Source organism: Sulfitobacter albidus, from assembly GCF_018200035.1.
Lineage (GTDB): Bacteria > Pseudomonadota > Alphaproteobacteria > Rhodobacterales > Rhodobacteraceae > Sulfitobacter > Sulfitobacter albidus.
Genome location: NZ_CP073581.1, coordinates 2,003,968 through 2,017,219, shown reverse-complemented (window position 1 = coordinate 2,017,219; position 13,252 = coordinate 2,003,968). Strand labels below are relative to the sequence as shown.

Genomic DNA, 13,252 nt, shown 5'->3' with positions numbered 1-13,252 from the left:
GTGGCACAACAGGGGCAGGGGGTCTCGATGCGCGCAAAACTCTCGGTTGTAGTGCCGACACTGAATGCAGAACCCGCGTTGGCGGGGTGTTTTGCCGCGTTGATGGAGGGGCTTGATGCCGGCCTGATCCGCGAACTGATCGTGAGCGACGGTGGGTCGCATGATGCCACGGGCGCCGTGGCCCAGGCCTGGGGCGCTGACGTGATCCACGGACCGGCAGGGCGCGGCGGGCAGCTGCGGCGCGGCGTTGCCGAGGCGCGCGGCGACTGGATCCTGATCCTGCACGCCGATACGGTGCTGAGCGCCGGTTGGGCCGAAACCGTGCGCCACCACATCGAAAACGACACCCGTGCGGGCTGGTTCCGGCTCGCGTTTGACCAGCGCGGGATTGCGGCGGGGCTGGTGGCCGGCTGGGCCAACCTGCGCAGCGGGTTAGGTCTGCCCTACGGCGATCAGGGGCTGTTGATCAGCCGCGCGCTATACGACGAGATTGGCGGCTATCCCGATCAGCCGCTGATGGAGGACGTGGCGCTGGCCCGCAAGCTGGGCGCGCAAAAGGTGGGGCTGGACGCGGTCGCCGTCACCTCGGCGGCCAAATACCGCCGGCAGGGCTGGTTCCGGCGCGGCGGGCGCAACCTGTGGACGCTGGCGCGCTATTTTGCCGGCGCCTCGCCCGACTGGCTGGCCGATGCCTACCGCCGCTAGCGGGACCTGACGGCCGCGCCTTGCGGCGCGATTTTCCCTTTCGGCGCCCGTGGCGGGCGTGCTCGCAAAACTTTAGCCGAAGAAGCCGCGCGTGAGACGGTGCAGGAGGCCCGGCGTGTCGGGCAGGGCGGGATCGCGGCGGGCGGTGTCGGGCAGTTTCGGGTCCGACACGTTTTTGCCGTCACGGAATTGCAGCCGGTAGAGATCGGCGTAGATGCCGCCGCGTTCGAGCAGGTCGTCGTGGGTGCCTTCATCGACGACACGGCCACGGTCGAGGACCACGATCTTGTCCGCTCCGCGGATGGTCGAGAGGCGATGCGCGATGACCAGCGTGGTGCGCCCTTTGGACAGGCGGTCAAGCGCGGTTTGCACGGTCTTTTCGGATTGCGCGTCGAGGGCCGAGGTTGCCTCGTCCAGCAGCAGGATGGGCGTGTCGCGCAGAAGCGCGCGGGCGATGACGACGCGCTGGCGCTGACCGCCCGACAGGGCGGAGCCGCGCGGGCCCACGCGGGTTTCAAGCCCGTCGAACAGGTTTGGCAGGAAGTCGGAGACATGCGCCGCGTCGAGAACCGCCTGCAGCGCCGCATCGCTCACATCCGTGCGGCCCAGCACGATATTCTCGCGCAGGGTTTCGTCGAACAGCAGCGCTTCCTGGCTCACGACGGAAAACAGGCCGCGCAGATCGGGGATCGCCATGTCGGTGGTGGCCACGTCGCCGATGCGCACGCTGCCGGTATCGGGATCCAGGAGCCGTGTGAGCAGGTTGAAGAGCGTGGATTTGCCCGCCCCCGACGCGCCGACGAGCGCGGTGGTCTGCCCGGCGGCGGCGTGCAGCGACAGACCGTGCAGCACCTGCGTTTTGCCGAACGACAGGGTCACGTTGTCGAGGGTCACGTCGGGCACGCCCGCGGGCGGCGCCTTTGGCGCGTCGGGGGAGCGTAGGGTGATCGGCGCGTCGAGCAGCTCCTTGATCCGCTCAAGGGCGGCGGCGGCGGTCTGCCACTGGCCCGAAATCGCGCCCAGACGGCGCAGCGGATTGAAGGTGAACCCCATGGCCGTAAAGAACGTCATGAATTCGCCGATGGTCTTGTTGCCGCTGATGATTTCATTGCCGCCGTAGAGGATCACGGCCATGAAACCGATTCCGGAAATGATGTCGATCATCGCGGGGATGGCGGAGCTGCCGAAGGCGGTGCGGACCTCGGTACGCACGAACTGCGTGGTGATGTCGCGGTATTGGCGGGTCTGGTAGGCCTCCAGCGCGTTGAGCTTGATCTGCACGATGCCGTGGAACACCTCGTCGAGGCGGGTCGACAGGGTGGCACCCAGATCGCGCGCCTCGCGCGCGCGGCGGCGCACGAAACGTTGCGCAAAGGCGGCAGGCAGGACCATCACCGGGATGCCGACGCAGGCCAGCAGCGCCCAGATCGGATCAATGCTGATCGCCACGCCCAGCAGCACGATCAGCCCGATGAAATCGCGCCCTGCGCCGGTGATGATCGCGCGCCAGACGTCGTTGACCGCGTTCACATCGCCCTGTACGCGCTGCACCAGAAAGCCGGGCGGGTGATCCTGATGGAACGCGCCGTCCTGCAGCATCATGCGGTCGAGCATGTTGATCCGCATGGCCGCTGCGGTTTTCTGCGAGATCCGCGTCAGCAGCACCTTTTGCGCCACTGAAGAGATCGCACGCAGCACGAAGATGCCCAACAGCACAAAGCCCACGAAGAGCAGCCACGATTGCTCTCCGGCGACAAAGACGCGGTCGAACATCGGCTCCATCAGCTTGGCCATCGCGCCCAGCGAGGCGCCCTCGAGCACCATGAAAAACACGGCAATCGACAGCGTGCCCGAATGGCGGCGCAGGTAGTCGCGCCAGAGCCAGCGTCCGAGCTCGCCGGAGGTATAGGTTTGCGCGCTCATAAATCGGGCCTTTGCCGGGTGAGAATGCTCAGGCGCGCAGCTTATCCCGCGCCCCCTTCAGGGGCAAGCGAGCGGCGATTGACGCAGGCGGCGCGCAGGCTATGGTTGCACCAAACACACGCTTGCAAGCGATTGCGCACGAAAGGAAATCCCATGTCCGCCAATCTGTCGAACGGTCGCGGCTATCTCGCGATTCCCGGCCCGTCGGTGATGCCCGACGCCGTGTTGCAGGCGATGCACCGCCCCGCGCCCAACATCTATGAGGGGAGCTGGTGGATATGATGCCCGGGCTGATGGCGGATCTCAAACGCGTGGCGCGCACGCAGCACCATGCGGCGATCTACATCGGCAACGGCCACGCCGCGTGGGAGGCGGCGCTGGCCAATACCGTCGCCCCCGGTGAGCGCGTGCTGGTGCCCGCCACGGGGCGTTTCGGCCACGGCTGGGGCGAGATGGCCGATGGTATCGGGGCGGAGGTGGAGCTGATTGATTTCGGCAAATCCGACCCCTTCGATCTGGACCGGATCGCGGCCGCGCTGCGCGCCGATACCGAGCACCGGATCAAGGCGGTGCTGGCGGTGCATGTGGATACGTCCTCGTCGGTGCGCAACGACATTCCGGGGCTGCGCCGCGTGCTGGATGATCTGGGCCATCCGGCGCTGCTGATGGCCGATTGCATCGCCTCGCTCGCCTGTGACCGGTTCGAGATGGACGATTGGGGCGTCGATGTGATGGTGACGGGTTGCCAGAAGGGGCTGATGGTGCCGCCGGGCTGTGCGTTCGTCTTCTTCAATGACCGTGCGGCGCAGGTGCGCGCGGCGATGCCACGGGTCAGCCGCTATTGGGACTGGACCCCGCGCGCCGAAGGCGATGAGCTGTGGCAGTTTTTCAACGGAACGGCGCCGACGCATCACCTCTACGGGCTGCGCACGGCCCTTGGCATGATCCACGATGAGGGGATCGAGGCGGTCTGGGCGCGCCATGCCACGCTTGCCCGCGCGGTCTGGGCCGCCTGTGACGCCTGGGCGACGGGGGGCGATCTGGCGATGAATATCGCCGATCCTGTGCACCGCTCGACGGCGGTGACGTCGCTGCGGCTAAAGGGGTCTGACGGCACGCGCCTGCGCCAATGGGTCGAGCGTGAGGTCGGTCTGACGCTGGGCATCGGGCTGGGCATGGCGGAGCCGGGCGATCCGGCGCGCGATGCGTTCTTCCGTCTTGGGCACATGGGCCATGTGAACGGCCATATGGTGATGGGGATGCTGGGCGGGATGGATGCGGGCCTCAAGGCGCTGGGCATTGCCCATGGCCCCGGCGCGCTGGAGGCGGCGGCGGGCGTGATCGCCGGGCGCTAGTCTAGTCGCGCCGCGCCTCGATCCAGCCGATCGCGCGGTTGATGCACCAGCCGGTCGCGGCCACGGCAATCAGGCCCCAGATGGCCCAGATCGCCACGAATATCCACGCGATGTTGACGCCGAACATGACAATGCAGGCTTGGGTAAAGTCTGGGGCGGTGCCGCGGTCGTTCATCGCTTTTGTCTCATCGTTTTGTCTGTCGCGGGAGGCTATCCCGCGCCGGTTACGATCAGATTAGCGCAGAATTGCGCGCCGTCAGCCCCTTTTTGCCTCTGCCAAAGCTTGGGGCAGGGCCGTGGCCAGCGCGTCGAGATCCGCAGGCAGGCCGCATCCCACCCGGATGCAGCGATTTTGCGGGGCGACAAAGGGCATGCGCACAAAGATGCCGCGCGCAATCAGCGCGTCCAGCACGGCCTTGGCAAAGGTGCCATCGGCACCGCAATCGATGGTGACAAAATTGGTGGCCGAGGGCAGCGGCGTGAGCCCGTTGTCGCGCGCGATTTGCGCGATGCGGCTCCGGGCCTGCGCGATCTGGTCAAGCACATGGGCGAGGTGGTCGCGGTCGGCCAGGGCCGCCATCGCGCCGGCCTGTGCGGCGCGGTTCATGCCAAAGTGATTGCGGACCTTGTGAAACGCCGTGATCAGATCGGGATGCCCAAGGGCGTAGCCCACGCGCGCGCCCGCAAGCCCGTAAGCCTTTGAAAAGGTGCGCATCCGGATCACGCGGGGATCGTCTACGGGCAGGGGCAGGGCCGTGCCCTCGGGTGCACAATCGACATAAGCCTCATCGAGCACCAGCAGCGTGTCCTTGGGCAGCGCGTCCATCGCGCGGGCCAGATCGGCGCCGCTGTGGTGGCTGCCCATCGGATTGTCGGGATTGGCGAGATACACAAGCTTGGCGTCGACCTCTGCCGCCTTGGCGAATAGCGCTGCGGGATCTTCAAAATCGCCCGCATAGGGCACCGCGTGCAGATCACCGCCAAAGCCCGCCACATGGTAGTTAAACGTCGGATAGGCGCCCGCCGAAGTGACCACCGCATCGCCCGGCCCGACCGTGAGGCGCACCAGATAGCCCAAGAGCCCGTCGATGCCTTCACCGACCATGATATTCTCGGGCGCGCAGCCGTGATGGGCGGCGAGGGCTGCGCGCAGATCGTGGCTTTCTGGATCGCCGTACATCCAGTGATGGCTCGCTGCCATCGCCTTGAGCGCTTCGGGCGAGGGGCCAAAGACGCTCTCATTCGCGCCCAGACGCGCGGCAAAACCGGCGCCGCGCGCGCGTTCCTGCGTCTCGGGGCCGACGAATGGCACGGTGGCGGGCAGCGATTGGGCGAGCGGGGTCAGGCGGGCGTGTGTCATGGCCGCGATAAAGCGCGGCTGGCCCGCCCTTGTAAAGAGGGCGCAGGACCCCTATTTGAGAATGAGTTGCAAAGACAGGAGGACATGGGATGGCCAAGCTCACACGAAGGGGATTTATCGGTACGGCCGCCGCTGCGGGGGCGTTGCGCGGGGCGGGGTCAGCCTTGCCAAACCGCAGGTGCGGCGCATCCTCACGCTGGTGTATGACAAGAGCCTCGGCATGATGCGCGCGGTCGAGCGGGTCGTGCCCCGCTAACGCAGCGTTTCGGTGGATTTTGCCGCGATTTCGCGGGACGCTGCGTGCGAGCCAGTAACGGAGAACCCGCCCCATGTCCCGCGTCGAAGTCACCTATGACAATCACATTGCCCACGTCCGCCTGACCCGCGCGGATAAGATGAACGCCGTCGATCAGCAGATGATCGATGCGATCATCGCTGCCGGTCAGGAGGTCGCCGCGTCCGACGCCCGCGTGGCGGTGATTTCGGGCGAGGGGAAGGCGTTTTGCGCAGGCATCGACATCTCTGGCCTGCAGGGTATGATCGGCAAGGATCCCGCGGATCTGCTGATGCCGCGCAGCCACGGCGCGGGCACCACGAACCAATGGCAAGAGGTCGCGATGGTCTGGGACCGCATGGCGATCCCGGTGATTGCCGCCGTGCATGGCGTGTGCTTTGGCGCGGGCATCCAGCTGGCGCTGGGCGCGGATATGCGCATCGCCGCGCCGGACGCCAAATTCGCGGTGATGGAGATGAAATGGGGCATCGTACCCGATATGGGCGGGATGGTGCTGCTGCCGCGTCTGGTGCGCGGCGACGTGCTGCGCCGTCTGACCTACACGGCTGAGCCCGTGGGCGCCGATCAGGCGGAGCGTTGGGGGCTGGTGACGGAAATCGCCGACGATCCGCTGGCCGCCGCGATGGATTTGGCCGCCACGATCGCGGGCAAGAGCCCGTCGGCCATTCGTGCCGCCAAACGGTTGATCGCGCTGGCGGAGACGGGTGGGGCCGAAGAGGTGCTGCTGGCGGAGAGCCGCGAGCAGGCCGATCTGATGGGCAAACCCGATCAGATGGAGGTGGTCGCGGCCGCCTTTGGCAAACGCGCGCCGGTGTTCAAATAGGCTCACCGCCCGGCGTGGCACCGGGCGGGCCATTCACCCCAGTTCGGCCAGCCGGTCGAGCGCGGCTTGCAGTTGGTCGGCCTCTTCCTGACGCGCGGCGAGGTTGGCTTCGGCCTCGGCGACCACCTCTTCCGGCGCGGAGGCGCGGAACTTGGGGTTCTTGAGCCGCCCGTTCAGCCCGCCGATCTCCTTGCCCAGCTTGTCGAGCGATTTTTGCAGGCGGGCTTTTTCCTCACCGATGTCGATGATGCCCTCCAGCGGCAGGCCCAGCGTGGCGCCTTGCGCGGGGATCGACACCGTGCCCTTGGGAAAGCTGTCCGCACGGGTCAGGGTTTCGACCCGCGCGAGACGCTTGATCATCGCCTCGTTGTTGTCCCAGGCGATCTGCGCCTCGGCGCCCATGTCGGTGACGACCAGCGGCACGGTCAGCCCTGCGGGCACGTGCATCTGCGCGCGGGCAGAGCGGATGCCCTCGATCAGGCCGATAACCCAGTTCAGCTCGCGGTCGGCTTCGGCATCCAGCAGATCGGCGGTGGTGTAGGCGGGCCAATCGGCGTGCACGAGCATCTTGGCGCGGGTGGCGGTGGTGCCCCACAGCTCTTCGGTGATGAAGGGCATGATGGGATGCAGCAGGATCAGGCATTGATCCAGCACCCAGGCAAGGGTCTGGCGCGTCTCGTCCGCCTCGGGGGCGTCCTCCTGCAACAAGGGCTTGGACAGCTCCACATACCAATCGCAGACCTTCCCCCAGACAAAGGCATAGAGCCCGTTCGCCGCGTCGTTGAACCGGTAATTTTCCAACGCCGCGTCGGTCTGTTCGCGGATGCGCGCGGTCTCGCCCACGATCCATTTGTTGAGCGTGGCGGTGGGCGTCGGCATCTGCGCGGGAGTGTCGCCAAACACGCCGTTCATCTCGGCAAAGCGGTGGGCATTCCACAGCTTGGTGCCAAAGTTGCGGTAGCCCTGAATGCGCTGGGTGCTGAGTTTCAGATCGCGGCCCATCGCGGCCATGGAGGTGAGCGTAAAGCGAACGGCGTCCGCGCCGTATTCGTCAATCAGCTCCAGCGGGTCGAGCACATTGCCGAGCGATTTCGACATCTTCTTGCCCTTCTCGTCGCGCACCAGCGCGTGCACGTAGACGGTCGAGAACGGCTTTTGCCCGGTGATCGCGAATTGCATCATCATCATGCGCGCGACCCAGAAAAAGATGATGTCAAACCCGGTGATGAGCACGGAGGTGGGAAAGTATTTCTCCAGCGCCTCGGTGTTCTCGGGCCAGCCGAGGGTGCCGATAGGCCAGAGGCCGGAGGAGAACCAGGTGTCGAGCACGTCGGGGTCGCGGGTGAGGGTCTTGCCGGGTGCCATCGCCTGCGCTTCGGCTTCGGTTGCGGCGCAATACTCGCGGCCCTCATCGTCGAACCACACCGGGATCTGATGCCCCCACCACAGCTGGCGCGAGATGCACCAGGGCTCGATATTCTCAAGCCAGTGGAAATACACCTTCTTGTCCTGCTCCGGCAGGATTTCCGTCTCGCCCGAACGCACGGCGTCGATGGCGGGCTGCACGATCTGCGCGGTGTCGACGAACCACTGATCGGTGAGCATCGGCTCGATCACCACCTTGGAGCGGTCGCCGAAGGGCTGCATGATCTTCTTGGCCTCGACCAGCGGCACCAGCGTATCCTCGCGCGCCTCGCCGCCTTCTTCGGGGGCGAGCGGCTTTTGCGCCGCGCGGCCCAGACGCGGATCGTGAGCCTGCGTCATCACGGCGAGACCCTCGGCGGTGATGTCGGCGATCACGGCCTTGCGGGCCTCAAACCGGTCGAGGCCGCGGTAGGCGTCGGGGACAAGGTTCATCGCGGCGATCCTGGCCTCGTCAAAGCCTTCCTCGCCGTTGGCAATCGCCTGCGCGGCGGCGGCTTCTTCGGCGTAAGGGCGGCCATCGGCGCGCATCCGGCCTTGCGTATCCATGAGGCTGTACATCGGGATGTTGCCGCGCTTGGCGACCTCATAATCGTTGAAGTCATGCGCGCCGGTGATCTTCACCGCGCCGGAACCGAAATCCTTGTCCGGGTAGTCGTCGGTGATGATCGGGATCAGGCGGCGGCTTTCCTTTGGGCCGACGGGAATTTCGCAGAGTTTCCCGATGATTGGGGCATACCGTTCATCCGATGGATGAACTGCGACGGCGCCGTCGCCCAACATGGTTTCGGGGCGCGTGGTGGCGATGGAGATATAGTCGCGCTCTTCCTCGAAGAGCGTGTTCCCGTCCTCGTCGCGCTCGACATAGGTATATGTGGCACCGCCCGCGAGCGGGTATTTGAAGTGCCACATATGGCCGTCGACCTCGATGTTCTCGACTTCAAGATCGGAAATCGCGGTTTCGAAATGCGGATCCCAGTTCACCAGCCGCTTGCCACGGTAGATCTGGCTTTTGTTATACATCTCCACAAAGACGCGGATCACGGCATCGTGGAAATTGCCCTCCTCGCCTTCAGGCGCGCCGGGCGCGCCCGACATGGTGAAGGCGTTGCGCGACCAGTCGCAGGAGGCGCCGAGGCGCTTGAGCTGCTCGATGATCGTGCCGCCCGACTGGGCCTTCCACTTCCAGATCTCAGCGGTGAAAGCGTCACGCTCCCAGTCGCGGCGCGGCGGCTTGCCTTCGGCGGCGAGTTTTCGCTCGACCACCATCTGGGTGGCGATGCCTGCGTGATCCTGACCTGGCTGCCAGAGCGTGTCGAAACCGCGCATGCGGTGCCAGCGGGTGAGGATGTCCTGAAGCGTATTATTGAACGCGTGGCCCATGTGCAGCACACCCGTGACGTTCGGGGGCGGGATCATGATGCTGAACGTCTCGGGGCGCGAGGCGTTGGCACCTGCGGTGAAGCAACCGGCCTTTTCCCAGGCGTCGTAGAGGCGGCTTTCCGCTGCGCCTGCGTCGAATGTCTTTTCCAATGGCATGTCATCTATCCCGTCTGCGTTTGCAGGGGATGTAGCGGAGGAAGGGCGAGAGGGAAAGGCCCGGTAGGTGGCGCTGCTGCGGGCAGGCCCGCACCGGCGCCCCACCCACCGTCCCATGGGCGCGGGAACTTACAGGGCGGCGAGGGCGGAGAGGTTGGAATGCGTATTTGCGGCACAATGAAGCGATGAAGCACCCTTGCGCGGTCGGCCCGCACGTCGCGGGTGCTTTCACTGCGCAAGAGCGGCTTCATCGTGCGCGGTCATCGGCGCGCCCGCCTGTACCGCCCCTCAAGTTTGCGCATACGTCGTAAATTTTGGGTTAACGCCCGCTTTTTTGTGCCAAAAATACGCGGCGCGCCATCTCTGCCAGTGCAGCGCGCGCGTTCGATCGGTGGCGCTGGACACCGGCGGCGGCATCGCTAGTTTCTCCTGAAACATATGCTGGGAGCGGACGCATGGAAAAATTCGGAAAATCGCAGGCGACCTCGCGTGTGGAGGATGCACGGTTCTTGACCGGTGAGGGGCGGTACGTGGATGATATTGCGCCTGATGGCGCGCTTCATGCCTTTGTCTTTCGTTCGCCGATTGCGCATGGGGTGATCTCCGAGCTGGACGTGAGCGATGCGGTGGTGTCGCCGGGCGTGCATCTGGTGGTGACCTGCGCAGATCTTGAGGCAGCGGACGTCGACATTGCCATGGACGGGGCCACCCTGAAGAACCGCGATGGCAGCAAGGCGGCCGCCCCGATGCGACCCCTGCTGGCCAAGGGCAAGGTGCGTCATGTCGGCGAGCCTGTGGCCGTTGTCATCGCCGACACGCTGGAGCAGGCCAAGGACGCCGCCGAGTTGATAGTCTTCGATGCGGAGGAGTTGCCCGCGTGCATTGCGCTGGAGCCCGGCGGCGAAACGTTGCACACGGAGGCGCCGGACAACCGGGCGTTCGATTGGGGTCTGGGCGATGAGCTGGCGACAGAGCGGGCCTTTTCCGAGGCTGCGCGGACGGTATCGCTGGAGGTGGGTGACAACCGGATCATCGTCAACTCAATGGAGCCGCGCGGCTGTTTCGCCGAGTGGGACGGCACGCGGTTGCATCTGGCCAACAACGGGCAGGGGGTGTGGGTGCACAAGGATAATCTGGTGCGCGCCTTTGGTCTGGCGCCGGAGAACGTGCGGGTGAGCAATCCCGACACCGGCGGCGCGTTCGGGATGAAGGCGATGGCGTATCCGGAGTACTTCGTGGTGTGCCACGCCGCGCGCGTGCTGGGTCGTCCGGTGCGCTGGATGTCGGAGCGTACCGAAGCCATGCTGAGCGACAATGGCGGGCGCGATCTGACCTCGCTGGCGGAGCTGGCGTTTGACGCCAATAACCGCATCACCGCCTACCGGGTGCGCACCAAATGCAATCTGGGCGCCTACAACAGCCAATTCGGGCAACCCATTCAGACGACGCTGTTTTCGCGTGTGCTGATGGGGGTCTATGACGTGCAGACCACGTGGTTGCAGGTCGAGGGATACTACACCAACACCGTGCAGGTGGATGCGTACCGTGGCGCGGGACGGCCCGAGGCGATCTACGTGCTGGAGCGGGTGATGGACCGGGCCGCGCGGGAGCTGGATGTCGATCCCTGGGAGCTGCGCCGGATCAATTTCATCAAGCCCGAGCAGTTTCCCTACACCACCGCCACGGACGAGACCTATGACGTGGGCGACTTCGACAGGGTCCTGGCGCGGGCGGCGGTCGAGGCGGATGCGCAGGGCTTTGCCGCGCGCCGCGCTGCGGATGCGGCGCGTGGGCTGCTGCGCGGGCAGGGGATTTGTTATTACATCGAGAGTATCCTGGGCGATCCCAGCGAGGGTGCCACGGTCAATTTCCTCGAAGACGGGCGGGTCGAGATCCTTGTCGGCACGCAATCGGGCGGGCAGGGGCATGAGACGGTCTATGCCAAGTTTCTGAGCGATCAGACCGGTATCCCGTTGGAGGCGATCACCGTGGTGCAGGGGGACAGCGACCGGATTGCTACGGGCGGGGGACGGGTGGTTCGCGCTCGGTCACAGTGCAGAACAACGCCACGCTTGCCACCACGGCCAAGATCATCGAGGCGTTCAGCGCGTTCCTGTCGGACGAGATGGGCGTGCCCGCCGCCGAGATCACCTTTGACGACGAACGCTTCCGGGCGGAGGGGTCGAACCTCACGCCGACGATGCTCGAAGTTGCCGAAATGGCCCGTGCTCAGGGGCGCGATGACCTTTTGAGCCATCACGAACGCGCGACCCTGCCCGCGCGCAGTTTCCCCAATGGCTGCCACATCAGCGAGGTCGTCATCGATCCCGAGACCGGGATCGTCGAGGTGGACCGCTATACCGTTGTTGACGATTTTGGTAATCTTATTAATCCGATGCTGGCCGAAGGGCAGGTGCACGGCGGTGTCGTGCAGGGTATCGGGCAGGCTGTGCAGGAGCGGGTCGTCTACGACGAGGATGGTCAGCTGCTGACCGCGACCTTCATGGATTACGCCCTGCCGCGCGCAACGGATGTGCCCTATATCTCTTTCACCAGTGAGCCTGTGCCTTCAACCGCGAATGTCATGGGCATGAAGGGCTGTGGCGAGGCCGGGACTGTCGGCGCGCTGGCGGCGGTGTCCAATGCGGTGCAGGATGCGCTGTGGGACCATGGCGTGCGGCAGGCGGACATGCCGTTCACGCCGCACAAGGTGTGGGAGCTTTTGAACGGTGACAGGATCGCCGCGGAATGATCTGAACGACAGCCTGCTGGCGCGGCTCTTTGGCGGGCTGTGGCAGCGGCCTGCGTCGGATTTTGGGCCACGGCGCGGGGTGCAGACGCATTTGGTGATCCTTGACGGGACGATGTCGTCGCTGGCGCCGGGGGCGGAGACGAACGCGGGTCTCACTTACCGGCTGGCGCAGGAAATGGGGCCGCGCATCTCGATCTACTATGAGCCGGGGCTGCAGTGGCAGGACTGGACCGCGCTGGGCGGCGTGATTGCGGGCAAGGGGATCAACCGGCAGATCCGGCGGGCTTACGGCTATCTTGCCTCGCGTTTCCGCCCGGGAGATCGCATCTTTCTGATGGGGTTTTCGCGCGGGGCCTATGCGGTGCGCTCGCTGGCGGGGATCATCGACCGCGTGGGTCTCTTGCGGGCCGAACACGCCACCGAACGCAACGTGCGGCAGGCCTACCGGCACTACGAATGCGGGGGCACCGCGCGGGCGGCTTTCACGCGCGCCCATTGCGCGACGGACGTGCCGATCGAGATGATCGGGGTCTGGGATACGGTGAAATCGCTGGGGATCAACGCGCCGGTGCTGTGGCGGCTGAGCGTGGCACGGCACGCGTTTCACAACCATCATCTGGGCGGTTGCGTGAAACGGGGCTATCACGCGCTGGCGCTGGACGAGACGCGCGTGGTCTACCGCCCCGTTATGTGGGAAAGCGACCCGGCGCGGCCCGATCAGATCGAGCAGGTCTGGTTTCGGGGCAGTCACGGGGATGTGGGCGGACAGCTAGGCGGGCGTCACGCGGCGCGGCCCCTGTCGAATATCCCACTTGTGTGGATGCTAGCGCGGGCCGAGGCAAGCGGTCTGCCGTTGCCCGAAGGATGGGCCGCGCGGTTCGCGCAGGACATCACCGCGCCCTCCATCGGGACGTTCGCGGGCTGGGGGAAGGTTTTTGTCACCCGGCGCAAGCGGGTCGTCGGGGGTGATCCGTCGGAGCGCCTGCACGAGAGCGTCACCGGGCGTGGCGCAAAAACCCCTCCACAGGGATCGGAATTTTTGAAAAATTCCGGCCGGAAAATTTGAAATTTTCCGATG

The 13,252-nt window shown here is 65.7% G+C and carries 8 protein-coding genes and 2 pseudogenes; 6 read left to right on the top strand and 4 right to left on the bottom strand.

Annotated elements, in window-relative coordinates:
• Positions 1 to 27 precede the first annotated feature (27 nt).
• Positions 28 to 705: a TIGR04283 family arsenosugar biosynthesis glycosyltransferase gene (locus KDD17_RS09665; protein ID WP_212703478.1), complete on the top strand. Its 678-nt coding sequence runs from the start codon at positions 28 to 30 to the stop codon at positions 703 to 705.
• 72 nt (positions 706 to 777) lie between these two features.
• Here KDD17_RS09665 and KDD17_RS09660 read toward each other — a convergent pair whose 3' ends face one another.
• The gene (locus KDD17_RS09660) at positions 778 to 2,628 is read right to left on the bottom strand and encodes an ABC transporter ATP-binding protein (RefSeq protein WP_212703477.1); all 1,851 of its coding nucleotides are present in this window, start codon (positions 2,626 to 2,628) and stop codon (positions 778 to 780) included.
• Positions 2,629 to 2,781: 153 nt separating this feature from the next.
• Between KDD17_RS09660 and KDD17_RS09655 the strand changes: the two are divergent.
• Positions 2,782 to 3,983: pseudogene (locus KDD17_RS09655) on the top strand (pyridoxal-phosphate-dependent aminotransferase family protein).
• Position 3,984: 1 nt separating this feature from the next.
• On the opposite strand, the gene KDD17_RS09650 reads toward KDD17_RS09655, so the two are convergent.
• Together KDD17_RS09650 and KDD17_RS09645 are read right to left on the bottom strand one after the other, a co-directional pair.
• Entirely contained in the window at positions 3,985 to 4,158 is a 174-nt protein-coding gene (locus KDD17_RS09650) for a hypothetical protein (protein WP_212703476.1), read from the bottom strand.
• An 81-nt stretch (positions 4,159 to 4,239) separates the two neighbouring features.
• Positions 4,240 to 5,343 carry a pyridoxal phosphate-dependent aminotransferase gene (locus KDD17_RS09645; RefSeq protein ID WP_212703475.1) on the bottom strand — a complete coding sequence of 368 codons (1,104 nt, stop codon included), beginning with the start codon at positions 5,341 to 5,343 and terminating at the stop codon, positions 4,240 to 4,242.
• An 89-nt stretch (positions 5,344 to 5,432) separates the two neighbouring features.
• Here KDD17_RS09645 and KDD17_RS19140 point away from each other — a divergent pair, with 89 nt between their 5' ends.
• Complete coding sequence (locus KDD17_RS19140; RefSeq protein ID WP_348541447.1) at positions 5,433 to 5,567, top strand: twin-arginine translocation signal domain-containing protein; 135 nt, start codon at positions 5,433 to 5,435, stop codon at positions 5,565 to 5,567.
• A 105-nt stretch (positions 5,568 to 5,672) separates the two neighbouring features.
• The gene (locus KDD17_RS09635; protein WP_212703474.1) at positions 5,673 to 6,461 is read left to right on the top strand and encodes a crotonase/enoyl-CoA hydratase family protein; all 789 of its coding nucleotides are present in this window, start codon (positions 5,673 to 5,675) and stop codon (positions 6,459 to 6,461) included.
• Between the two features lie 33 nt (positions 6,462 to 6,494).
• On the opposite strand, the gene KDD17_RS09630 is transcribed toward KDD17_RS09635, so the two are convergent.
• The gene (locus tag KDD17_RS09630; protein ID WP_212703473.1) at positions 6,495 to 9,422 is read right to left on the bottom strand and encodes a valine--tRNA ligase; all 2,928 of its coding nucleotides are present in this window, start codon (positions 9,420 to 9,422) and stop codon (positions 6,495 to 6,497) included.
• A 455-nt stretch (positions 9,423 to 9,877) separates the two neighbouring features.
• Here KDD17_RS09630 and KDD17_RS09625 point away from each other — a divergent pair.
• Positions 9,878 to 12,174, top strand: a pseudogene (locus tag KDD17_RS09625) (xanthine dehydrogenase family protein molybdopterin-binding subunit).
• 13 nt (positions 12,175 to 12,187) lie between these two features.
• Positions 12,188 to 13,240: a T6SS phospholipase effector Tle1-like catalytic domain-containing protein gene (locus tag KDD17_RS09620; RefSeq protein WP_254796953.1), complete on the top strand. Its 1,053-nt coding sequence runs from the start codon at positions 12,188 to 12,190 to the stop codon at positions 13,238 to 13,240.
• The last annotated feature ends 12 nt before the right edge of the window (positions 13,241 to 13,252 follow it).